The organism is Streptomyces himastatinicus ATCC 53653, assembly GCF_000158915.1.
Taxonomy (GTDB): Bacteria; Actinomycetota; Actinomycetes; order Streptomycetales; family Streptomycetaceae; genus Streptomyces; species Streptomyces himastatinicus.
In genome coordinates this window covers 8,174,980-8,196,175 of sequence record NZ_GG657754.1, presented here as the reverse complement: position 1 = coordinate 8,196,175, position 21,196 = coordinate 8,174,980, and the positions used below count along the sequence as shown (strand labels likewise).

The 21,196-nt window shown below is 69.8% G+C and carries 21 protein-coding genes and 2 pseudogenes; 7 read left to right on the top strand and 16 right to left on the bottom strand.

Annotation, left to right across the window (positions count from 1 at the left end):
* Positions 1 to 836: 836 nt before the first annotated feature.
* The gene (locus tag SSOG_RS35005; RefSeq protein WP_009719000.1) at positions 837 to 1,499 is read right to left on the bottom strand and encodes a DNA-3-methyladenine glycosylase; all 663 of its coding nucleotides are present in this window, start codon (positions 1,497 to 1,499) and stop codon (positions 837 to 839) included.
* A 198-nt stretch (positions 1,500 to 1,697) separates the two neighbouring features.
* Between SSOG_RS35005 and SSOG_RS35000 the strand changes: the two genes are divergently transcribed.
* Positions 1,698 to 2,480 (top strand): sporulation protein, encoded by a 783-nt coding sequence (locus SSOG_RS35000; protein ID WP_009718999.1) that lies wholly within the window; start codon positions 1,698 to 1,700, stop codon positions 2,478 to 2,480.
* 86 nt (positions 2,481 to 2,566) lie between these two features.
* Here the strand turns inward: SSOG_RS35000 and SSOG_RS34995 are convergent, their stop codons facing one another.
* Positions 2,567 to 2,902: a barstar family protein gene (locus tag SSOG_RS34995; protein ID WP_039939388.1), complete on the bottom strand. Its 336-nt coding sequence runs from the start codon at positions 2,900 to 2,902 to the stop codon at positions 2,567 to 2,569.
* An 87-nt stretch (positions 2,903 to 2,989) separates the two neighbouring features.
* On the opposite strand from SSOG_RS34995, the gene SSOG_RS34990 reads away from it, so the two are divergent.
* A complete protein-coding gene (locus SSOG_RS34990; RefSeq protein WP_009718998.1) occupies positions 2,990 to 3,529 on the top strand; it encodes a YbhB/YbcL family Raf kinase inhibitor-like protein in 540 nt (179 codons plus the stop codon).
* A 104-nt stretch (positions 3,530 to 3,633) separates the two neighbouring features.
* Positions 3,634 to 4,137 (top strand): HNH endonuclease, encoded by a 504-nt coding sequence (locus SSOG_RS34985; RefSeq protein WP_009718997.1) that lies wholly within the window; start codon positions 3,634 to 3,636, stop codon positions 4,135 to 4,137.
* A 71-nt stretch (positions 4,138 to 4,208) separates the two neighbouring features.
* Here SSOG_RS34985 and SSOG_RS34980 read toward each other — a convergent pair whose 3' ends face one another.
* The 3 genes from SSOG_RS34980 to SSOG_RS34970 all read right to left on the bottom strand — a co-directional run bounded on the left by SSOG_RS34980 (position 4,209) and on the right by SSOG_RS34970 (position 6,638).
* A complete protein-coding gene (locus SSOG_RS34980; protein WP_009718996.1) occupies positions 4,209 to 5,177 on the bottom strand; it encodes an SPFH domain-containing protein in 969 nt (322 codons plus the stop codon).
* A gap of 137 nt (positions 5,178 to 5,314) precedes the next feature.
* Complete coding sequence (locus SSOG_RS34975; protein WP_009718995.1) at positions 5,315 to 5,740, bottom strand: NfeD family protein; 426 nt, start codon at positions 5,738 to 5,740, stop codon at positions 5,315 to 5,317.
* Positions 5,741 to 5,846: 106 nt separating this feature from the next.
* The gene (locus SSOG_RS34970; RefSeq protein WP_009718994.1) at positions 5,847 to 6,638 is read right to left on the bottom strand and encodes an ABC transporter ATP-binding protein; all 792 of its coding nucleotides are present in this window, start codon (positions 6,636 to 6,638) and stop codon (positions 5,847 to 5,849) included.
* Positions 6,639 to 6,748: 110 nt separating this feature from the next.
* On the opposite strand from SSOG_RS34970, the gene SSOG_RS34965 reads away from it, so the two are divergent.
* Positions 6,749 to 7,552, top strand: coding sequence for a hypothetical protein (locus SSOG_RS34965; RefSeq protein ID WP_009718993.1), 804 nt, complete (start codon positions 6,749 to 6,751; stop codon positions 7,550 to 7,552).
* A gap of 100 nt (positions 7,553 to 7,652) precedes the next feature.
* Here SSOG_RS34965 and SSOG_RS34960 read toward each other — a convergent pair whose 3' ends face one another.
* The 3 genes and pseudogenes from SSOG_RS34960 to SSOG_RS34950 all read right to left on the bottom strand — a co-directional run bounded on the left by SSOG_RS34960 (position 7,653) and on the right by SSOG_RS34950 (position 9,827).
* Positions 7,653 to 7,883: a chaplin gene (locus tag SSOG_RS34960; RefSeq protein WP_009718992.1), complete on the bottom strand. Its 231-nt coding sequence runs from the start codon at positions 7,881 to 7,883 to the stop codon at positions 7,653 to 7,655.
* 135 nt (positions 7,884 to 8,018) lie between these two features.
* The gene (locus SSOG_RS34955) at positions 8,019 to 8,675 is read right to left on the bottom strand and encodes a response regulator (protein ID WP_009718991.1); all 657 of its coding nucleotides are present in this window, start codon (positions 8,673 to 8,675) and stop codon (positions 8,019 to 8,021) included.
* Positions 8,668 to 9,827, bottom strand: a pseudogene (locus tag SSOG_RS34950) (GAF domain-containing sensor histidine kinase). The gene SSOG_RS34955 and the pseudogene SSOG_RS34950 overlap by 8 nt, the downstream one beginning before the upstream one ends.
* A 457-nt stretch (positions 9,828 to 10,284) precedes the next feature.
* Here SSOG_RS34950 and SSOG_RS34945 point away from each other — a divergent pair.
* On the top strand, positions 10,285 to 11,040 hold the full coding sequence (locus SSOG_RS34945) for a transglycosylase SLT domain-containing protein (RefSeq protein ID WP_039939387.1): 756 nt from the start codon (positions 10,285 to 10,287) through the stop codon (positions 11,038 to 11,040).
* 87 nt (positions 11,041 to 11,127) lie between these two features.
* Here SSOG_RS34945 and SSOG_RS34940 read toward each other — a convergent pair whose 3' ends face one another.
* Positions 11,128 to 13,737 carry an ABC transporter ATP-binding protein/permease gene (locus tag SSOG_RS34940; protein ID WP_009718988.1) on the bottom strand — a complete coding sequence of 870 codons (2,610 nt, stop codon included), beginning with the start codon at positions 13,735 to 13,737 and terminating at the stop codon, positions 11,128 to 11,130.
* 330 nt (positions 13,738 to 14,067) lie between these two features.
* On the opposite strand from SSOG_RS34940, the gene serB reads away from it, so the two are divergent.
* Positions 14,068 to 15,303, top strand: coding sequence for a phosphoserine phosphatase SerB (gene serB / locus SSOG_RS34935; protein WP_009718987.1), 1,236 nt, complete (start codon positions 14,068 to 14,070; stop codon positions 15,301 to 15,303).
* A 101-nt stretch (positions 15,304 to 15,404) separates the two neighbouring features.
* Here the strand turns inward: serB and SSOG_RS34930 are convergent, their stop codons facing one another.
* From SSOG_RS34930 to SSOG_RS34920, 4 genes are all read right to left on the bottom strand, one after another.
* Complete coding sequence (locus tag SSOG_RS34930; RefSeq protein WP_039939385.1) at positions 15,405 to 15,923, bottom strand: SixA phosphatase family protein; 519 nt, start codon at positions 15,921 to 15,923, stop codon at positions 15,405 to 15,407.
* Between the two features lie 119 nt (positions 15,924 to 16,042).
* Entirely contained in the window at positions 16,043 to 16,258 is a 216-nt protein-coding gene (locus SSOG_RS34925) for a hypothetical protein (protein WP_039939384.1), read from the bottom strand.
* A gap of 161 nt (positions 16,259 to 16,419) precedes the next feature.
* Entirely contained in the window at positions 16,420 to 16,536 is a 117-nt protein-coding gene (locus SSOG_RS57620; RefSeq protein ID WP_257231780.1) for an SGM_5486 family transporter-associated protein, read from the bottom strand.
* Between the two features lie 23 nt (positions 16,537 to 16,559).
* Entirely contained in the window at positions 16,560 to 17,888 is a 1,329-nt protein-coding gene (locus SSOG_RS34920) for a CynX/NimT family MFS transporter (protein WP_009718984.1), read from the bottom strand.
* A gap of 175 nt (positions 17,889 to 18,063) precedes the next feature.
* On the opposite strand from SSOG_RS34920, the pseudogene SSOG_RS34915 reads away from it, so the two are divergent.
* A pseudogene (locus SSOG_RS34915) lies at positions 18,064 to 18,746 on the top strand (FadR/GntR family transcriptional regulator).
* A gap of 8 nt (positions 18,747 to 18,754) precedes the next feature.
* On the opposite strand, the gene SSOG_RS34910 reads toward SSOG_RS34915, so the two are convergent.
* From SSOG_RS34910 to fabG, 3 genes are all read right to left on the bottom strand, one after another.
* Entirely contained in the window at positions 18,755 to 19,111 is a 357-nt protein-coding gene (locus SSOG_RS34910; protein WP_039939383.1) for a hypothetical protein, read from the bottom strand.
* Between the two features lie 254 nt (positions 19,112 to 19,365).
* On the bottom strand, positions 19,366 to 20,136 hold the full coding sequence (gene fabI, locus SSOG_RS34905; RefSeq protein WP_039939381.1) for an enoyl-ACP reductase FabI: 771 nt from the start codon (positions 20,134 to 20,136) through the stop codon (positions 19,366 to 19,368).
* 5 nt (positions 20,137 to 20,141) lie between these two features.
* Entirely contained in the window at positions 20,142 to 20,846 is a 705-nt protein-coding gene (gene fabG, locus SSOG_RS34900) for a 3-oxoacyl-[acyl-carrier-protein] reductase (protein WP_009718980.1), read from the bottom strand.
* Positions 20,847 to 21,196 lie beyond the last annotated feature (350 nt).

The following is a 21,196-nucleotide window of genomic DNA, read 5'->3' as shown; positions in this document are numbered from 1 at the left end:
CCCGTCGTCGCCTTGGTAGGCCATCACCCCACCAACAAGCTGATAGGCCGCGGGCTCATCCTTCACCGCCGGAGCTTTCCATCACCAGACCATGCGGCCGGTGATCATATCCGGTATTAGACCCCGTTTCCAGGGCTTGTCCCAGAGTGAAGGGCAGATTGCCCACGTGTTACTCACCCGTTCGCCACTAATCCACCCCGAAGGGCTTCATCGTTCGACTTGCATGTGTTAAGCACGCCGCCAGCGTTCGTCCTGAGCCAGGATCAAACTCTCCGTGAATGCTTCCAGGTAATCCTGGTTACACATCACGAGAGCGGAACAAGCCGGAGGAATAATCCAGCTCGTTCACAGCGTCCTCGCTGTGTGTTTCTTCAAAGGAACCTCGTCCGTCGATCAAGTGACCGATGTGGACGGGGTATCAACATATCTGGCGTTGACTTTTGGCACGCTGTTGAGTTCTCAAGGAACGATCGCTTCCTTTGAAACCGTATCACCGGTTTCTCCGGGCTTTCCCTCCGGGCCTTTCGGCCTTTCGTGTTTCCAACCTTACCAGATCCGTTTTCCGTTCCGTTTCCGGTCCGAATTCCGTTTCCGGCCCCCTGTTGGAGCGGGGTGTTTCGCGCCTTCCGGCGTGTCCACCACTTTAGCGAATTTCCCGCTCAGCTCCTAATCGGAGCCCCAGGGCATGATTTCGCGCAGCGAAATAGGACCCTGTTGGGGAAGTGTCAGTAGTGGTTGGCCACCTGGGGCTTGCTGGGACCCGACCTCATGGTCGTGCCGACAGCGCTGCCCATCTCAAGCGGCTCGGGCTACGTTAGGCCCCCGGCCGACCGGAGTCAAGTTTCCACCTGACGGCGCGTCGGACCGCGGCGCCTCGGGGTGTGTGCCCGGTACGGGCTGACCGAGCGCTCGCCCTCGATCCAGAAGCGCCACGGGTGGGTGGCGCCCTCGCCGCCGACTCCTGTGCGGGGTCCGCTGAGCACCTGTTCGGGCCGGGCGGGGCAGCCGGTGAGTATCTCCAGCGGGGCCTGGGGACCCGCGCACACATCGGTGCCGTCCAGCCGGCGGTCGACACCGAGTGCCGTGGCCAGCCGGGCGGGCCCCTTGGCCAATTCGTGGTGGTTGCGCGCCTTGGGCCGACGCTCATGGGCGTGCTCGTGTCCGTAGAGCACCTCCCCCGCGCGCAGCAGGACCCCGCTCGGGGAGCCCTCCGGTCCGCAGACCAGGTTGAGGCAATGCCACATGCCGTAGGTGAAGTAGACATACGCATGGCCCGGGGGACCGAACATCACGGCGTTGCGCTCGGTGCGGCCGCGGTAGGCGTGCGAGCCTGGATCGGCCGGGCCCGCGTACGCCTCGACCTCGGTCAGGCGCAGCTCGATCGGGCCCTCGGGGGTGCGGCGGACGAGGGTGCGGCCGAGCAGGTCCGGGGCGACCTCCAGGACCGGGCGGTCGAAGAAGGTGCGGGCCAGCGGCGTGCGGTCGGGTCCATCGGTCACTTCGGCTCCGTCAGTCACGCGGTCCGAGCGTAGTGGAACCGATAGGTGCCGGTGGTTGGAGCGGGGCCGGTGCGCTGTAAGGCTATGAGCTGCGGAACCGCTCGCGGCTGTTCCGCGTATCTACTGTTCAACAGCGATCGACGCGATCGAGTCATGGCGCGAAAGCGTCGGCGCGACCGCGTCTTTGAGAGGGAGAACATGGGCTTCAAGAAGCTGCTCGCGAGTCTGGGCGCCGGTGGCGCCTCGGTGGAGACGGTGCTGACCGAGGAGAACGTCGTCCCGGGTGGCGTCGTACAGGGCGAGGTCCGGATCCAGGGGGGCTCCGTCGCGCAGCAGATCGAGGGGCTCTCCGTCGGCCTTCAAGCCCGGGTCGAGGTGGAGCGGGACGACCAGGAGATCAAGCAGAACATCGAGTTCACCCGGCAGCAGCTGGGCGGCGCGTTCGAGGTGCAGCCGGGTGCGGTGCACGCGGTGCAGTTCGGTCTGGAGATCCCCTGGGAGACCCCGGTCACGACGTTCCTGGGACGTCATCTGACCGGGATGAACGTGGGTGTGACGACGGAGCTGGCGATCGCGCGTGCGGTGGACTCGGGCGACCTCGACCCGGTCAATGTGCATCCGCTCCCCGCGCAGCAGGCAATCCTGGACGCGTTCGGCGCCCTCGGTTTCCGGTTCAAGAACGCCGACTTGGAGAAGGGGCACATCCGCGGGACGCGCCAGAAGCTGCCCTTCTACCAGGAGATCGAGTTCCACGCGCCGCAGCAGTACCGGGGGCTCAACCAGGTCGAGCTGTCCTTCGTCGCGGACGACCGCGAGATGGACATCGTCCTGGAGATGGACAAGAAGCCGGGCCTGTTCAGCTCGGGCAGCGACTCGTACCGGTCCTTCACGGTCGGCCTGGAGTCGTACCAGGAGACGGACTGGGCCGCGTATCTGAACCAGTGGCTCGCCGAGGTCGGCGGCAAGCGCAACTGGCTCTGAACCCTCGCCGGTTCCGGCCCCCCCTACGACGTCCCCGCGGGGCGTGCACCGATGCGTTCGGTGTGCGCCCCGCGCGCCATGTCGCGCTATGAGTCGTCCGGGCCGTCGTCGTACCAGATGGTCAGCGGTGTGCCATGGGCGGACCAGTACGTCACGGCGTCGCTGAGGATGTCCGCCGCGATCGCCGCGGCCTCGGGTGCCGCGTCGCGGAACGCGTTCCAGCCACGGACCCGCAGCAGGTAGCCGCTGGGCTCGGCGCCCTCGCCCCACCAGGAGAGGTCGGTGAGGCAGTCGGCGAGTGCGTCCCAGTTGTGCCCGTACCACTCGGGGAAGCGCAGGTCCCGGGCGCAGCGCGCGAGGAAGCCGTCCTTGTCGGACACGTCGTCGAGGTGCAGGGGGAGGACGGGGGTCGGGCCGGTCATGGGCGCCATGGTGCCAGCCCGCGGCGGCCGGGTCTCGTTAGGCTGGCCGGACAGCTGATCAACCGCGATCATCAGGAGGTTTTCGACGTGTCCGATCAGAACCGGCGCCCGCTCCCCCATGACTTCCATCCGCCGGTGCCCTCGTTCACCGTGGTGAGCGACGGGGTGGAGGCGGGCGGCACGCTGCCGTCCGCCCAGGTCTACGCGGAGGGGAACACCTCGCCGCAGCTCCGCTGGGAGGGTTTCCCGGAGGGGACGAAGAGCTTCGCCGTCACCTGCTACGACCCGGACGCGCCGACCGGGAGCGGGTTCTGGCACTGGGTGCTGTTCGACATTCCGGCGACCGTGACGGAGCTGCCGACCGGGGCGGGCGGCGGTGGCTTCGCGGGGCTTCCCGAGGGGGCCGTGCACGCCCGTAACGACTTCGGCACCCGGGACTTCGGCGGGGCCGCGCCGCCGCCCGGGGACGGGTCGCACCGCTATGTGTTCACGGTGTACGCGGTGGACACCGAGAAGCTGGGCCCGGACGCGGACGCGTCGCCCGCGGTGGTCGGCTTCAACCTGCGGTTCCACACGCTGGGCCGGGCGCAGCTGATCGCCGAGTACGAGGTTCCGGCAGCGGGCTGACGCCGCGAAATTGCGTTGTCCCCGGCCGTCCTCCCGGCCAGAGTTGATCCCGGCCCGCCCGCCACGGAGAGGCGGGCGTGGCCGGGATGCGGGAGGTGGTCGGGATGCGCGAGACGCTGGTTCTGAACGCGAGCTTCGAGCCGCTGTCGACGGTGACGCTGCGGCGTGCGGTGGTGCTGGTCCTTCAGGAGAAGGCCGTCGTCGAACGCGCCCATCCCGGGCTGCGGGTGCGCGCCGCGGAGGTCGATCTGCCGGTGCCGCGGGTGATCCGGCTCTGCCGTTACGTACGGGTGCCGTTCCGAAGACGTGCCCCGTGGTCGCGGCGCGGGGTGCTGGTGCGGGATCAGCACCGGTGCGCGTACTGCGGGCGGCGGGCGACGACCGTGGACCACGTGGTGCCGCGGTCGCGCGGCGGCGGGGACACCTGGCTGAACACCGTGGCGTCCTGCGCGGAGGACAACCACCGCAAGGCGGACCGGACTCCGGAGCAGGCGGGGATGCGGCTGCTCAAGTCGCCGTTCGAGCCGACGCCTTCGGATGCCCTGCTGCTGGCGCTGGGGGCGGTCGAGCGGGACGGGCTGCCGGAGTGGCTGGCGCTGCCCGCCTGAGTCCGTAAGCCGTCATAAAAGGCCGGAGGGCCGGTGCCCCGCGGGGTACCGGCCCTCCAGTCGTCAGCGCGTCAGTCGATCCTGGGCTGCTCGCGGCGCGGGGCGGCCTCCTTGCCGGTGCCCGTCGGTGCGGCCGGGGCGGCGCCGCCGCCGTTCCCGCCGGTCAGCGGGCCGAAGTTGCCCATGGCCCCGCCGAGGCCCTTGAGGGCGTCGCCGATCTCGCTGGGCACGATCCAGAGCTTGTTGGCGTCGCCCTCGGCGATCTTCGGCAGCATCTGGAGGTACTGGTAGGAGAGCAGCTTCTGGTCCGGGTCTCCGGCGTGGATGGACTCGAAGACCGTACGGATCGCCTGGGCCTCGCCCTCGGCGCGCAGCGCGGCGGCCTTGGACTCACCCTCGGCCCGCAGGATCGCGGACTGCTTCTCACCCTCGGCGCGCAGGATCTCGGACTGCCGGACACCTTCGGCCTGGAGGATCGCGGCGCGCTTGTCACGGTCGGCGCGCATCTGCTTCTCCATCGAGTCCTGGATGGAGGTCGGCGGCTCGATGGCCTTCAGCTCGACGCGGTTGACGCGGATGCCCCACTTGCCGGTGGCCTCGTCGAGGACGCCGCGCAGCGCCGCGTTGATCTCCTCACGGGAGGTCAGGGTGCGCTCCAGGTCCATGCCGCCGATGATGTTCCGCAGGGTGGTGACGGTCAGCTGCTCGATCGCCTGGATGTAGCTGGCGACCTCGTAGGTGGCGGCCCGGGCGTCGGTCACCTGGTAGTAGATGACGGTGTCGATGTTCACGACCAGGTTGTCCTGGGTGATCACCGGCTGCGGCGGGAACGGGACGACCTGTTCGCGGAGGTCGACGCGGTTGCGGATCGAGTCGATGAACGGGACGACGATGTTGAGGCCCGCGTTGAGGGTGCGCGTATAGCGGCCGAAGCGTTCCACGATGGCGGCACTGGCCTGCGGGATGACCTGGATCGTCTTGATCAGTGCGATGAAGACGAGCACCACCAGGATGATCAGGACGATGATGATCGGTTCCACAGCGGCTCCCCGTGCCCTTCATGCGTGCTTCTGGATGATCGGGATGATCAAGTCCGGTCTTGTGGGTGGAGTCTGTCAGATCGACGGCCGACTCCGCAGCTGAGCGGGGTGGGGCTCAGCTCTTGGTACTACGACGTCTACATGACGACGGCGGTGGCGCCGTCGATCTCGACGACGTCGACCTGCTGGCCCGGTTCATAGGCCTGGTCGGGGTCGAGGGAACGGGCGGACCAGATCTCACCGGCCAGCTTGATGCGGCCGCCGCCGCTGTCGTCGACCCGTTCGAGGACGACGGCCTGCCGGCCTTTCAGCGCTTCGACGCCGCTGCGCAGCCCGGGTTGCTGCTGCCGGCTGCGCACCGCCATCGGGCGGACGACGGCGACCAGCGCGACCGAGACGGCACAGAAGACGATCACCTGGAGCACGACGCCGCCGCCGAGCGCGTCGGTGATCGCACCGGCGACCGCACCGACCGCGACCATCCCGAATTCGGGCATCGCGGTCAGCACGAGCGGAATGCCCAGTCCTACGGCGGCGATCAGCCACCAAACCCACGGATCCACAAGGTCATGGTAGTTCTCATGGTCCGTCGGGGAACAGGGCGCAGTTCGGGGTGTGGAAAGCATGCGCCGTGTTCGGGGCGGAGGTTCAGGCCATCGGAGGGCGGTTTCAGGTCAGCGGCAGGCCCTGCGCGGTCCAGCGGTCACCGTTGCGCTCGACGAGCAGCGGGAGCCCGAAGCAGCGCGAGAGGTTACGGGAGGTCAGCTCCATGTCGATGGGCCCGGCGGTGAGCACCTTGCCCTGACGGATCATCAGGACGTGGGTGAAGCCCGGGGGGATTTCCTCGACGTGATGTGTCACCATGATCATCGACGGCGCGTACGGGTCGCGGGCGAGCCGTCCGAGACGGCGTACGAGGTCCTCGCGGCCCCCGAGGTCGAGCCCTGCCGCCGGCTCGTCGAGGAGCAGCAGTTCGGGGTCGATCATCATCGCGCGGGCGATGAGGGTGCGCTTGCGCTCGCCCTCGGAGAGGGTGCCGAACTTGCGGTCGAGGTATTCGTTCATGCCGAGGCGGTCGAGGAAGGCACGGGCCCGGGACTCGTCGACCGCGTCGTAGTTCTCCTGCCAGTGCGCGGTCATGCCGTACGCGGCGGTGAGCACGGTCTGGAGGACGGTCTGGCGGCGCGGCAGCTTGTCGGCCATGGCGATGCCCGCCATGCCGATGCGCGGGCGCAGCTCGAAGACGTCCACGGCGCCGAGCTGCTCGCCGAGGATCCGGGCGGACCCGGCGCTCGGGTAGAGGTAGCTCGACGCGAGATTGAGCAGGGTGGTCTTCCCGGCACCGTTGGGGCCGAGGATCACCCAGCGCTCGCCTTCTTTGATCGACCAGGAGACGTCGTCCACCAGAGCCCGACCGTCGCGGACCACGGATACGTCCACCAGCTCCAGAACCTCGCTCATGAGCGCGTTGTCTCCCATTGCAGTCTCGAGTGTCGCGTGCGCCTGTGGGCGCAGCCCCCAGAGGAAAACCTACGCCACGCGTTGTCGGTGGCAGTCCTTAGGCTGGTTCCATGCTCGATGAACCACGTTCAGGGCGCCTCGCAGCTTGGGGAAATGCCCTTCTCGCCGGACTTGTCCCGCCGGACGACGCCGCGCACCGGATCGCCGGGGACGACGCGTCGCACCGGGTGGCGGAGCTGCCCGGCGAGTCCGGTCCGGTCGGACTGACGCTGGCGCTGGGGCGGCTGAGGGCGCTCGGGGCCAAGGGGCTGCGGGTGGCGCTGCCGATAGCGGGACATCCGCTGGGGCTGAGCGGACCGCCGGAGTTCAACCAGAAGGCGCTCGACGCGGGCGAGGCGGTGCTGGCCACGGGGGTGGCGCTGGGCCTGGTGCCCGAGGTGTCGGCGGTGGGGCCCGAGGGCGATCAGCACGTCGAGGTTCTGTGGCGCTGTCTGCCGGTGCGGGAGGCTCCCCCGGCGGACGTGCCGTCGCTCGGCGAGGCCGAGCGGGAGCTGGCCGAGGCGCTGCGGGAGGCGACCGAGGTGCTGTCCCGGCTGAATGTGGCCGGGGCCGGTCCGGCCGCCCAGGCGGCCCTGGAGGCGTACCGGGCGCGGGCGGAGCGGGGGCGCGAGGTGCTGGCGCCGGGCTATCCGCCGCGGGCGCTGCGGGTGCTGGAGCTGGCGCAGCGGGTGGGCGCGCTGATCGCCATCGCGTACGCACCGGGCGGGGACGGCAAGGACCACGGCGGGGCGGTGAGCGCGTCGGAGATCGCGGCCCGGGCGGAGGCGCTGCGTCCGGTGGAGCGCACGGCGCGGCGGGCGCAGGTGGCGGCGTACAACGCGTATGTGGAGGAGCTGGAGCGGGGCGGGTTCTGACGCCCGGGCGGATGCTCAGGACGCATGGGGCCGGCCCCGGAGGCGATGCCTCCGGGGCCGGCCGGGGTGGTGCGCGGTGCGTCTGCTCCGAGGGGCGGGCTCAGTCGCAGAAGCTCGGGTTCATCGTCCCGATGACCGAGACGGTGTTGCAGTGGACACCCACCGGCACATGGACGGGCACCTGGGCGTTGTTGCCCGAGACGACACCCGGGGACATCGTCGCCCCGCCGTCGGCCATGGGACCGTCCTGGGCGGAGGCGACACCCGCACCGGCGACGGCAAGACCGCCGGCCGCGATGGTGATGGCAGCGATCCTCTTGATGTTCTTCACTTCTCAAGACCCTTCGTCCATAACGTCGCTGCGGCGAATCGCCGCAGTACGCCGTGAAGAACGGCCGGGGGCGGGCGGAGTTGCGCTGTTCGGGTGACATACACACGTTGGTGTGATTGCACGGAGAAACGCTGTTCATGCCCCGATTCCGTGGCGTACCGCCCAGAGTGCGGCCTGAGTGCGGTCGGCCAGGTCCAACTTCATAAGAATGTTGGACACATGTGTCTTTACGGTCTTTTCGGACAGTACGAGCCTGCGCGCGATCTCCCGGTTCGACCGGCCGTCCGCGATCAGACCCAGCACCTCCCGCTCCCGGTCGGTGAGGGAACCCCCGCGCCCCTGGCCGCCGCCCGCCTCGTCCTGGGAGAGCAGCGCGTCGGCCACCTCGGGCTGGAGCACCACATGCCCGGCGTGGACGGACCGTATGGCACTGGCGAGGGCCTCGGGGTCCACGTCCTTGTAGACGTAACCGGCCGCGCCCGCGCGCAGGGCGGGGACCACGGTGCGCTTCTCGGTGAAACTCGTCACGACCAGTACCCGGGCCGGGTTGCCCAGGCCACGCAGTTTGCGCAGCGCCTCGATGCCGTCGATGCCGGGCATCTTGACGTCCATCAGGACGATGTCGGGGCGCAGCTCCTCGGCCCGGGCGATGCCCTCCTCCCCGTCCGCGGCCTCGCCGACCACGTCGATGTCGTCCTGCACCTCCAGGAAGGTCCGCAGGCCGCGCCGCACCACCTGGTGGTCGTCGACGAGCAGCACCCGGATCGCCGCTCCGTCCCGTCGCTCACCCACCGGGCACCTCCATCTCGATCACGGCTCCCTTGCCGGGTGCCGACTCCACCGTCAGTCCGCCGCCGACGCCGCTCGCCCGGTCGCGCATCGACACCAGCCCCAGGTGCCGCCCCGCCCGGCGCACCGCCGAGGGGTCGAAGCCGCCCGCCCGTCGTCGCTCACCCGCAGCAGGGCGCCCTGGCCGTGCCGGGAGAGGGTGACGTCGACCCGCCGGGCACCGGCGTGGCGCAGGGCGTTGTGCAAGGCCTCCTGGGCGACCCTCAGCAGCGCCTCCTCCTGGGCGGCGGGCAGCGCCCGTACGCCGAGGGCCTCGAAGGTGACCCGGGCGGTGTGGGCCCGGTCCAGGACCTGCACCTGGGTACGCAGGGTCGCGACCAGGCCGTCCTCGTCGAGCGCGGCGGGGCGCAGCTCCACCACGGCGGAGCGCAGCTCGTCGGCGGCCTCGGCGGCGAGGGCCGTGACCTGATGCAGCTCCTCCTTGGCGCGGACCGGGTCGCGGTCCACGAGCGCGGCGGCGGCCTGGGCGGTCAGCCGCAGCGAGAAGAGCTTCTGGGAGACGGCGTCGTGCAGCTCATGGGCGAGCCGGGCGCGCTCCCCCGCGATGGTCAGCTCACGGCTGCGCTCGTAGAGCCGGGCGTTGGTGAGGGCGATGGCGGCGTGCTGGGCGAGGATCGCCAGCAGCTCCTCGTCCTCGGCGGTGAAGCCGCAGCCGCCCTCCGGTTTCGCGCAACGCTTGTTGGCCAGGAAGAGCGCGCCGAGAACTTCCTCCCCATCCGCAATGGGAAGTCCAATAAAGTCCGACATGTCCGGATGCTCCGGGGGCCAGCCCTCGAATCGCGGATCCCGCCGGACATCGGCCAGTCGCTGCGGGGTGGCGTCCTTGAGCATCGCGGCGAGGATCCCGTGCTGGCGGGGCAGCGGTCCGATGGCCTTCCACTGCTCGTCACTGACGCCATCTACTACGAACTGGGCAAAACCCCCGTGGTCGTCCGGAACCCCCAGTGCCGAGTACTCCGCGTCAAGCAGCTCACGAGCGGACACAACGATGGTCTTTAGGACATCCCGGACCTCCAGATGCCTGCTCATCGCGAGGAGCGCACTGCTCACCCAGGCCAGCCCCGCCCCGGTTCCACCGCCCGGTCCTTTGGTCATGGGCCTCACCGTACCGGCGCCGCGACAGCGTGCGTATAGGCCTTTCGGCAGCGCTTCATTGCGACTCCAGACCTAGTCCGGGGCCTAGGACGAGGAGCGCGGGAGAAGCGCCGGAAGGGGCTGTTGCAAGGGCCGGAAATTCGGCGACACTCCGCATTTGCTCGGGCACACCTCGCAATATTAAAGACTCTGCAATGTGAGCCCTGACACAGGACCCAAATCACTTACGAACTCGGTTAGTGGATGTTTTAACCCGGCATGAGCGGGGACGACGCCCGTTCTCGCAGGCAGGGAAGACGTACTTATCCACTAAGCAGCATCGTATGTCACACCTTTGCCACAGCATTTTGCGGACGCTAAGAATTTCCCCCAGTCGCACGGCGCCGTGGATCCAGACGGCGCACAAGGCGCCGATTTGGCCTGCGACACATAGCGATTGGAAGAGGTCTACTCCGCCATGCCCCTGCCTAGCGTCTCTGGCTACAACCGCCTGAACAAGAAGACCAAGTACTCCGCCGCCGGCATCGCGGCGGCCAGCGCTGCCGCCGTAGCCTTCGCGCTCGTCCCCGGTGGCAACGCCGATGCCAAAACGACGGCCAAGGACCTGCCGGCGAAGCCGGTCGCCTTCACCTCGCAGAAGGTCGACAGCAAGGCCCAGCAGGAGGTTCTCCTGAAGCAGGCCGCCCTTACCAGCAAGCAGGCGCAGGCCGAGGCCGCGCAGAAGAAGGCCGCGGAAGCCGCTGCCGCGAAGAAGGCCGCCGCCGAAGCGGCCGCCAAGGAAGCCGCCGCGGCCAAGGCTGCCGCGGCGAAGGCCGCCAAGGAGCGCGCCGCCAAGGAGGCCGCGAGCCGTGCCGCCGCGCGCGCCAAGCTCGCCGCCGCCAAGAAGACCTACCCGAACAACCTTGACGGCTGGATCCGGGAATCCCTCGACATCATGAAGAAGCACAACATCCCGGGTACCTACAACGGCATCTACAAGAACGTCATCCGGGAGTCCGGCGGTAACCCGAAGGCGATCAACAACTGGGACATCAACGCCCAGAACGGTGTTCCGTCCAAGGGCCTGCTCCAGGTCATCCTGCCGACCTTCCAGACGTACCACGTCCCGGGCACGCCCTTCGACCAGTACGACCCGGTCGCCAACATCGTCGCCGCGTGCAACTACGCCGCCGACCGGTACGGCTCCATCGACAACGTCAACGGCCCGTACTAAGCCCGGCGTTCACACGCCGAAGGGCGGCGGCATCCCCTGTGTGCGAGGGGTGCCGCCGCCCTTCGGGCTGCGCTGCGCGCCGTTCCGCTACTTGCGCATGACCTCCGGCTCATGGCGGCGCAGCAGCCGCGCCACCGCGAACGCGCAGATGATGCCGAGCGCCAGCAGGACGCCCATGTCGATGGCCCACTGGGTCGTGGTGTGCTCCCACAGCGGGTCGGTGTCCAGCGGCTTCTTGCGGTCCCAGGGCGCCATCAGATGGCCCGGGCCGGGGCCCAGGTCCAGCGTCGCGCCGACCGCGCCGACCGCCCAGCGGGCGGGCATCAGATACGCGAACTGCTCGATGCCCGGCGATCCGTAGATCTTGAACAGGATGCCGGTGAACACGACCTGGATGATCGCGAACATGACCAGCAGCGGCATGGTCTTCTCGGCGGTCTTCACCAGCGAGGAGATCACCAGGCCGACCATCATCGAGGTGAAGCCGATCGCGATGATGGCCACGCACATCTCGACGGCCGGCGGCATGATCAGCGCCTCTTCGGGCAGCTCACGGACCGAGAAGCCGATGGCGCTGATGATCACGCCCTGGAAGGCGGTGATCACGCCGAGCACGATCACCTTGGACATCAGATAGGCGGAGCGGGACAGGCCGACGGCCCGTTCCCGTTCGTAGATCACCCGTTCCTTGATCAGTTCTCGTACGGAGTTGGCCGCGCCCGAGAAGCACATGCCGACCACGAGGATCAGGGTGATCGTGCCCGAGTCCTGGTTGAACTGGCCCTTCGGCGCTTTGTTGAAGCCGAAGTCGGACGGGATCACGGTACTGACCGCGCCGAGCACGGCGGGCAGGATCACCATCAGCGCCAGGAAGCCTCTGTCGGACGCGATGACCGAGACGTAGCGGCGTATCAGCGTCCACAGCTGCGAACCCCAGCCCTGCGACTTCTGCATCCGCGCGGGCGGCGCCTGCACATCGACGGACTGCGGGGCGACGGCGTCGATGTCCGCTGCGTACATCTGGTAGTGCTGCGAACCGCGCCAGCGGCCCGACCAGTCGTAGTCTCGGTAGTTCTCGAACGCGGAGAAGACGTCCGCCCAGCTGTCGTAGCCGAAGAAGTTGAGCGCCTCGTTCGGCGGGCCGAAGTAGGCCACCGCACCGCCCGGCGCCATCACCAGCAGCTTGTCGCACAGCGCCAGCTCGGCGACCGAGTGGGTGACCACCAGGACGGTACGGCCGTCGTCGGCGAGGCCGCGCAGCAGCTGCATGACGTCGCGGTCCATGCCCGGGTCGAGACCGGAGGTCGGCTCGTCCAGGAAGATCAGCGACGGCTTGGTGAGCAGCTCCAGCGCGACCGAGACCCGCTTGCGCTGGCCGCCGGAGAGCGCGGTGACCTTCTTCTCGCGGTGGATGTCGAGCTTCAGCTCGCGCAGCACCTCGTCGATCCGGGCCTCGCGCTCGGCGGTCGCGGTGTCGCCGGGGAAGCGGAGCTTGGCGGCGTACCGGAGCGCCTTCTGGACGGTCAGCTCCTTGTGCAGGATGTCGTCCTGCGGGACCAGACCGATGCGCTGGCGCAGCTCGGCGAACTGCTTGTACAGGTTCCGGTTGTCGTAGAGGACGTCGCCCTCGTTGGCCGGACGGTAGCCGGTGAGCGCCTTCAGCAGCGTGGACTTACCGGAGCCGGACGGGCCGATGACCGCGATCAGCGACTTCTCGGGAACCCCGAAGGAGACGTCCTTGAGGATCTGCTTGCCGCCGTCGACGGTGACGGTGAGGTGGCGGGCCGAGAAGGAGACGTCACCGGTGTCGACGAACTCCTCGAGCCGGTCGCCGACCAGCCGGAAGGTGGAGTGGCCGACGCCGACGGTGTCGTTCGGGCCGATCACCTGCTGGCGGACCGGCTGACCGTTGACGTACGTACCGTTGTGGCTGCCGAGGTCGCGGATCTCGAAGCGGCCGTCGGGCAGCGCCCGGAACTCGGCGTGGTTGCGGGAGACCTGGAGGTCGGAGACGACCAGCTCGTTCTCCAGCGCACGACCGATGCGCATCACCCGGCCCGCGTCCAGCTGGTGGAACGTGGTCGGGCTGCGGTCGCCCTGGCCGGTCCGCGCCTCGTCGGAACCGCCGGATCCGCCGCCGTGGCCGTTCTGCGCGTGGTGGTCGCGCGGGTTCTGCTGCTGCGGTACGAACGGCTGCTGCTGCGGGGGCTGCTGCCACCCCTGGGGCTGCGCCTGAGGCTGCTGGCCCTGCTGCGGCCAGCCCGCGCCGGGCTGCTGCTGATACGGCTGCTGCGGGGGCTGCTGGTACTGCTGCGGCGCCTGCTGGGGCTGCTGCTGTGCCTGCTGAGGGGCGCCCATGGCCCCCTGCGGGCTGTACGCGGCGGCACCCGCGCCCGCCCCCGAAACGTTCAGGCGGGGGCCATCGGTGGCGTTGCCGAGATGCACCGCCGAACCTGGACCGATTTCCGTCTGTTGGATTCGCTGGCCTTGCACATAAGTGCCGTTGGTACTGCCGTGATCTTCAACTACCCAACTGCGCCCGCCCCAGCGCACCGTGGCATGCCGCCAGGAGACTCTGGCGTCGTCCAGCACCATGTCGCCCTGTGGGTCACGCCCCACGCTGTATGACCTGGATGGATCAAGCGTCCAGGTTCGTCCGTTCAATTCCAGTACGAGTTCCGGCACTCCATGCCCCACTAGTTGTCCCCCGAGCTACCCCCTGTCAGGGAGTCTAGGGATGGCGAACATCGTGAGGAACTATTTCAGGCTCAGCCGCTTAACCGGAAGTCGGGTTTTGAGCAAGACGGCAACTCGGGCATGTTGGTTCATCCGGAAAACCCCAGAAAGCGGTAAGCGCGCACGGATGGTGCCGACCATGGACGATCCGGGCAACGTGACACGATCATGATCAGCGGCCGGAACGGTGACGCGGTGACGACCGGCAGATGAACGTTCCCCACCACATGGCCGTCCACGACGCGGGCTGCCGCGCGGCGGGCGGCGGCGGCCGGATACGGTGGTAAGACCATGAGCGCATCGCAGATTCCTCCTGCCACCGCCGTCCCGGCCGACGGCGATCCCACCCTCCTTGTCAAGATCTTCGGCAAGGACCGTCCCGGCCTCACCGCCGGGCTCTGCGACACCCTCGCCGCGTACGGCGTGGACATAGTCGATATAGAGCAGGTCGTCACCCGGGGCCGCATCGTGCTGTGCGTCCTGGTCACGGCCCCGAAGGGCGACGGAGCGGAGGGAGAGCTGCGGGCCACCGTGCACAGCTGGGCCGAGTCGCAGCGGATGCAGGCCGAGATCATCTCGGGCCGGGGCGACAACCGTCCGCGCGGCACCGGCCGGTCGCACGTCACCGTGCTGGGGCATCCGCTGACCGCCGAGGCGGTGGCCGCGATCGCCTCCCGTATCACCGGCACCGGCGGCAATATCGACCGTATTTTCCGGCTCGCGAAGTATCCGGTGACGGCCGTGGACTTCGAGGTGTCCGGCGCCGAGACGGAGCCGCTGCGCACCGCGCTGGCCACCGAGGCGGCCGACATCGGGGTCGACGTGGCGGTCGTGGCGTCGGGGCTCCAGCGCCGGGCGCAGCGGCTGGTGGTCATGGACGTCGACTCGACGCTGATCCAGGACGAGGTGATCGAGCTGTTCGCGGCCCACGCGGGCTGCGAGGCCGAGGTCGCCGAGGTCACGGCCCGGGCGATGCGCGGTGAGCTGGACTTCGAGCAGTCGCTGCACGCGCGGGTCGCGCTGCTGGCGGGGATCGACGAGTCGGTGGTGGAGAAGGTGCGCGCGGAGGTCCGGCTGACGCCCGGCGCCCGCACCCTGATCCGTACCCTCAAGCGCCTGGGCTACCAGGTGGGAGTGGTCTCCGGCGGCTTCACGCAGGTCACCGATGATCTCCAAGAGCGGCTGGGGCTGGACTTCGCCTCCGCCAACACCCTGGAGATCGTGGACGGCAAGCTCACCGGGCGCGTGATCGGCGAGGTGGTGGACCGGGCGGGCAAGGCCCGGCTGCTGCGACGCTTCGCGGCCGAGGCGGGGGTGCCGCTGGTGCAGACCGTCGCGATCGGTGACGGGGCGAATGACCTGGACATGTTGAACGCGGCCGGGCTCGGGGTCGCCTTCAACGCCAAGCCGGTCGTACGGGAGGCCGCGCACACCGCGGTGAACGTGCCGTTCCTGGACACCGTGCTGTATCTGCTGGGCGTGACCCGCGAAGAGGTCGAGGCCGCGGACGCGCACGAAGAGGACTGACCGCTCCGGTTCCGCCCGCCTCGGTGTTGCAAGGCGGGCGGAACGGTACGGCGGCGGAACGGTGGGGCGGTACGGCGGCGGAAGGGTACGGCGGCGGGCTTTTACTCGTGCGGCGCCCAGAAGTCGTCGAGGCGGCCTACGCCGTGCTCCACCGACTTCCACGAGCCGTTGAAGGTCACCACCGCGATCGCGGAGGTGGGGAAGCCGGTGCGGGTCATCCGCTCCCGGGTGCCCTCCGCGGCCTGGCCCGCGAGGGCGTCGGCGAGGGCGTGCACCCCGGGGTTGTGGCCGACCACCAGCAGGTCGGTGATGTCGTCGGACGTCTCGTTGAGGACTGCGATCAGTTCGCCGAGCGACGCGTCGTACAGCCGCTCCTCGTAGACCGTCTTGGGGCGCTGGGGCAGCTCATGGACCACGAGCTTCCAGGTCTCCCGGGTGCGCACGGCCGTGGAGCAGAGGGTCAGTTCGGGGACCAGACCGGCTTCGGTGAGCCGGCGCCCGGCGAGTGGGGCGTCCTTGCGGCCGCGCTCCGCGAGCGGCCGCTCATGGTCTGCCACCTCGGGCCAGTCGGCCTTGGCGTGTCGGAGAATGACAATCCTGCGGGGCACATCGACGCTCATGCGTCCCAGCTTCGCATGAAACGGCTGGCGAGGCGCAGGGTGTTGAAACGGTGCTCACCAAAGTGAGCGCACAAAGCGGGTGCCCCCGCGCACCGGAGGGTGCCCCCGCGCACGGTCGGTCACGCTCCCAGGTGGCCGAGGGTCTGGCGCACCAGCTCCAGGAACTGCGAGAGGGCGCCGGAGCCGCCGGCGGCCTGCGCGTCGGACGGCCCGGTCAGCAGGAGCAGCAGCGCCGCGAAGGCGAGGGCGGGCAGCGCGAGGGCCCACCACGGCAGCCGGACGTCCACGCCACCGTCCGCCGGGTTCGCGGGCCGGGTGGGGATGCGGGCGGACATGGGGATCGCCTCCGGTCGGGGAACCACGCTGCTTCGGATGGTTCGACGGTACGGAGCGGGCGGGCCGGTTCCCATCCGGTGATCCACCCAGTTCCCCCTGACCCTGGCCCCCTAGGGGACGGTGGTGCCGACCCCACCCCCGGTGCGGGGGCGGGCGGGCGTCAGGGGGAGACGATGGTGGCGATCACGCCGATGACCACCGTGATCCCGAGCATCACGCCCAGGATGAGGAGGAGCTTCTTCTGGCCGTCCGGCGGGTTCTCATCGAGCACTGGCATGCGCTCAGTGTCCCACCCGGTGGTCAGATCTCGTCTTCGAGGGTGCGGTCACGCCCGGCCAGCAGGCCCGTCACGATCTGCGGCACCATCAGCCCGGCCATCAGCGCGAGCGGCGCGTCCCAGCCCCCGCTGTGCTGGTACAGCGCGCCGACCAGCAGCGGGCCCGGGATGGACAGCAGATAGCCGGTGCTCTGGGCGAAGGCGGAGAGCCGGACCACGCCCGCGCTGGACCTCGCCCGCATGCTGATCATCGTGAGGGCGAGCGGGAAGGCGCAGTTGGCGACGCCGAGCAGGACGGCCCACACCCAGGCGCCGCTCGCCGGGGCCAGCCACAGCCCGGTGTAGCCGATGAGCCCGCAGACGCCGAGGACCACGGCCAGCACGCCCTGGTTGCGCAGCCGGGCCGCCATGCGGGGCAGGACGAAGGCCAGCGGGACGCCCATGGCCATGATGACCGCGAGCAGCACCCCGGAGGTGGAGGCGGAGACCCCCGCGTCGCGGAAGATCTGCGGCATCCAGCCCATGGTGATGTACGCGGCGGTGGACTGGAGGCCGAAGAAGACGGCCATCGCCCAGGCGGTGGGGCTCCGGGTGATCCGGGCGCCCGCCGCGCCGGACGCGGGCTGGTCGGAGGCGGGCTGGTCGGAGGCGGGCTGGTCGGAGGCGGGCTGGTCGGAGGCGGGCTCCGGCGCGGCCGCTCGCTCGCTCCGGCGGTGCGTACGGTCGCGGGCGAGGAAAAGCCAGGGCACCACCGCGACACCGGCGAGCACCGCCCACACCCCGAGCCCGGCCCGCCAGCTGCCGCCCAGCGCGTCGGTCATGGGCACCGTGGCGGCTGCGGCGCTGGCCGTGCCCAGCGACAGCCCCATGGAGTAGAGGCCGGTCATCGAGCCCACCCGGTCCGGGAACCAGCCCTTGACGATCACCGGCATCAGGATGTTGCTGACCGCGATCCCGGCCAGGCCGAGCGCGCTGGCGCACAGGAAGGCCACCGTCCCGCCCGCGAACGGGCGCAGCGCCAGGCCCGTGGCGATGGCCGCGAGACCGGTGCAGACGACGGCCCCTGGGCCGAAGCGGCGGGCCAGCCGGGGCGCGGTGATGCCGAAGACGGCGAAGCAGGCCGCGGGCATCGAGGTGAGCAGCCCGGCGATGGTCCCGCTCATGCCGAGGTCGTCGCGGACCTCCTTCAGGAGCGGGCCGAGGCTGGTGACGGCGGGGCGCAGGTTGAGCGCGGCCAGCAGCAGGCCGACGACCACGATGCGGCGGCGCCACGGCGAGGGCGCGGGGCGCGGTTCGTGGTCCCGTCGGGCAGGGGCCGCGGTGTCGAGCGTCGCGAGGTCGTCGTTGGGCATGCCGACCATCATAGAATCATGGGATGAATGCCTGTCCAGTTGATATGTAACCGCGAGGTGACAACCAGACGGCATCATGGAACGGCTCGCGATGGAACGGCTCGTTTCGCAGCCCCAGCAGTCCCCGTAGCCCCAGCAGCCCCAGCAGTCCAGCAGCCCCAGGCACAGGAGAGTCATGCCGCTGACGTCGACCCAGCGCTCCGCCCTCGCCGACCAGGTGATCGCCCAGCTGCGCGCCGAGATCACCTCGGGCGAATGGCCGGTGGGCTCGCGGATCCCGACCGAGCCCGAACTGGTCGAGCAGCTCGGGGTGGCGCGCAACACCGTGCGCGAGGCGGTGCGCGCGCTGGCGCACAACGGCCTGCTGGACATCCGGCAGGGCTCGGGCACGTACGTCCTCGCGACCAGCGAGCTGGCCGGGGTCATGCACCGCCGCTTCGCGAGCGCCGACCCGCGGCACGTGGCCGAGCTGCGCAGCGCCCTGGAGACGAAGGCCGCGCAGCTGGCCGCGGAGCGCCGTACCGAACAGGACGTCAAGCAGATCGACGCGCAGTTGGACCGGCGCGAGCGGGCGTGGGAGTCCGGCGACGCGGACGTGTTCGTTGGAGGCGGACGCGACGCTCCACATGGCGATCGTGGCCGCCGCTCACAACGACGTCCTGGAGGCGCTCTACGCGGAACCTGGGAGCGGTCGTACGGGACTTCCTGCGCGCCGACGTGGCCGACGGCATGAGCCCCGAGGCGTACGTGGACCACGCGCGGCTGGTGGAGGCCATCCGGCAGCGGGACGGGGAGCGGGCGGCTGCCGAGGCGAGCACCCATCCGTTCGCCTGCCGCCTCGGGCCCGAGGCCGACTGAGCGCCCCCTCAGCGGCGGCGGTGGGTGACCCACGCCCTGCGGATGTCCTTCCAGCAGCGCTCGTCCAGCTCCACGTGCTGCGCCGGGCCCACCTCCACCCGGCGGCTGTCCATGTCCGGGTCCCACCAGCGGGCGCATTCGACGTGCAGCTGCACCCGGTCGGCGTCGGGGTAGGGGTTGAAGCAGCTGGCGGTGGCGTGCGAGCCGCGTACCGACGTGGAACACGCGGCCTCGCGCGGCCGGGGGCGCTCCTGCGGGGCGGACGCTACGGAGGCGACGGACGCGACGGAGTCGGACGCGGCGAGCACGCACCCGACCGCTGCGACGATCAGCGAGGCGACCGCGAAGCGACGGGGCGTACGCATGGCAGGACCTCCTCGGCCGGGCTGTCGCTCCGCGAGTCGTGCCTTGTCGTGTTGTGCCTTGTCGTGTCGTGTCTCCACCCTGCGTGCGGCGCCATCCGCCCGCCCGCCCGCTGGTCCGAACGGGTGACGGCCGACATGCGCCGCCGACGCACGCCGACATGCGCGGCTATGCACCGCCGATATGCGAACGGCCGCCGCCCCTGCCCCGCTCTCACGCGGGACGGGACGGCGGCCGTATCGACGCGTCCGGGTGCTCAGGCGCCCATCATGTGCACGCCGCCGTCGACGTGCACGATCTCGCCGGTGGTGCGCGGGAACCAGTCGGACAGCAGGGCGACGACGCCGCGGCCCGCGGGCTCCGGGTCGGTCAGGTCCCAGCCGATCGGGGCCCGGTGGTTCCAGACGTCCGCCAGCTCCTCGAAGCCCGGGATGGACTTCGCGGCCATGGACTTGATGGGCCCGGCCGAGACCAGGTTGCAGCGCACGTTCTTCTCGCCCAGGTCGCGGGCGAGGTAGCGGCTGGTCGACTCCAGGGCGGCCTTGGCCACGCCCATCCAGTCGTACTTCGGCCACGCGAACTGGGCGTCGAAGGTCAGCCCGACGATGGAGCCGCCGCGCGGCATGACCGGCAGGCAGGCCATGGTGAGCGCCTTGAGGGAGTACGCCGAGACGTGCACGGCGGTGCCGACGTCCTCCCAGCTGCCCTCCAGGAAGTTGAACGCGCCCTGCGGGCCGAAGGCGATGGAGTGCACGACACCGTCGAGGTCGACGCCCTCCCCCAGGTGCTCGCGCACCTTGTCGGCGAGCCCGTCGAGGTGCTCCTGGTTCTGCACGTCCAGCTCGATGACCGGGGCGGGCTTGGGCAACCGCTTGGCGATCCGCTCGACGAGGGAGACCCGGCCGAAGCCGGTCAGGATGACCTCGGCGCCCTCCTCCTGGGCGAGCTTCGCGGTGTGGAAGGCGATCGAGGACTCGGTGATGACGCCCGTGACGAGGATGCGCTTACCGGCGAGAATTCCACTCATGTCGTTCAGTGACCCATGCCCAATCCGCCGTCGACAGGGATGACGGCTCCAGTGATGTACGCGGCCTCGTCGGAGGCCAGGAAGCGGACCGAGGCGGCGATCTCCTCGGGCTGCGCGTAGCGCGCGACAGGCACCTGCTTGACGATGTTCTCGCGCTGCTCGTCGCTGAGCGCGCGCGTCATGTCCGTGTCGACGAAACCGGGCGCGACCACGTTGACGGTGATGTTCCGCGAGCCCAGCTCCCGGGCGAGCGAACGCGCGAAGCCCACCAGGCCCGCCTTGGACGCGGCGTAGTTCGCCTGCCCGGCGGAGCCCATGAGCCCGACCACCGACGAGATCAGCACCACGCGCCCCTTACGGGCCCGCAGCATGGCGCGGTTGGCCCGCTTGACCATGCGGAACGTACCGGTGAGGTTGGTGTCGAGGACGGCGGAGAAGTCCTCCTCCGACATCCGCATCAGCAGCTGGTCGCGGGTGACCCCGGCGTTGGCCACCAGAACCTCGACCGCGCCGTGCTTCTCCTCGATCTCCTTGTACGCCTGCTCGACCTGCTCGGGCTCGGTGATGTCGCACTTCACCGCGAGGAAGCCGGCCGGCGGCTCACCGGACCGATAGGTGATGGCGACCTTGTCGCCTGCGTCGGCGAAGGCCCGGGCGATGGCGAGGCCGATGCCGCGGTTGCCTCCGGTGACGAGAACCGAGCGGCTCAAGGGACCACCCTCTCTTGTAGATGTCGTGCTCGACCCCACGCGGTGTCCGTACGTGTGTCGACCCTCGTGCGGAAAAACTACCGGGCTACGGATGGGTTCGGAGAATCGAGCGCGCACAGGGGCGCGTAGCCGACCCTGTCGACTTCCTACAGAAACCCTCAAGAGGAACCCTCAGTGGCATGCCGGGGTCGGCTCCTCCTGCCTCCGGATGCCCCGGGGCGGGACGGGGAGCCAGATTGGCCCCCATGCGCATCAACAGAGTTTTAGCCACCGCGGCGGGCCTCGCCCTCGCCCTCACCGCAGGTACGGCCGCCTCCGCCGCCCCCGCGCCCTCCGCGGTTCATGAGGCC

Excerpts from the sequence above, each read along its gene's own strand:
- SSOG_RS35000 (WP_009718999.1), top strand. The coding sequence starts at position 1,698 with ATGGGCTTCAAGAAGCTGCTCGCGAGTCTGGGCGCCGGTGGCGCCTCG.
- SSOG_RS34995 (WP_039939388.1), bottom strand. The coding sequence starts at position 2,902 with ATGACCGGCCCGACCCCCGTCCTCCCCCTGCACCTCGACGACGTGTCC.
- SSOG_RS34985 (WP_009718997.1), top strand. The coding sequence starts at position 3,634 with ATGCGCGAGACGCTGGTTCTGAACGCGAGCTTCGAGCCGCTGTCGACG.
- SSOG_RS34970 (WP_009718994.1), bottom strand. The coding sequence starts at position 6,638 with ATGAGCGAGGTTCTGGAGCTGGTGGACGTATCCGTGGTCCGCGACGGT.
- SSOG_RS34965 (WP_009718993.1), top strand. The coding sequence starts at position 6,749 with ATGCTCGATGAACCACGTTCAGGGCGCCTCGCAGCTTGGGGAAATGCC.
- SSOG_RS34945 (WP_039939387.1), top strand. The coding sequence starts at position 10,285 with ATGCCCCTGCCTAGCGTCTCTGGCTACAACCGCCTGAACAAGAAGACC.
- serB (WP_009718987.1), top strand. The coding sequence starts at position 14,068 with ATGAGCGCATCGCAGATTCCTCCTGCCACCGCCGTCCCGGCCGACGGC.
- SSOG_RS34930 (WP_039939385.1), bottom strand. The coding sequence starts at position 15,923 with ATGAGCGTCGATGTGCCCCGCAGGATTGTCATTCTCCGACACGCCAAG.
- SSOG_RS34925 (WP_039939384.1), bottom strand. The coding sequence starts at position 16,258 with ATGTCCGCCCGCATCCCCACCCGGCCCGCGAACCCGGCGGACGGTGGC.
- SSOG_RS57620 (WP_257231780.1), bottom strand. The coding sequence starts at position 16,536 with ATGCCAGTGCTCGATGAGAACCCGCCGGACGGCCAGAAGAAGCTCCTC.
- SSOG_RS34920 (WP_009718984.1), bottom strand. The coding sequence starts at position 17,888 with ATGCCCAACGACGACCTCGCGACGCTCGACACCGCGGCCCCTGCCCGA.
- SSOG_RS34910 (WP_039939383.1), bottom strand. The coding sequence starts at position 19,111 with ATGCGTACGCCCCGTCGCTTCGCGGTCGCCTCGCTGATCGTCGCAGCG.
- fabI (WP_039939381.1), bottom strand. The coding sequence starts at position 20,136 with ATGAGTGGAATTCTCGCCGGTAAGCGCATCCTCGTCACGGGCGTCATC.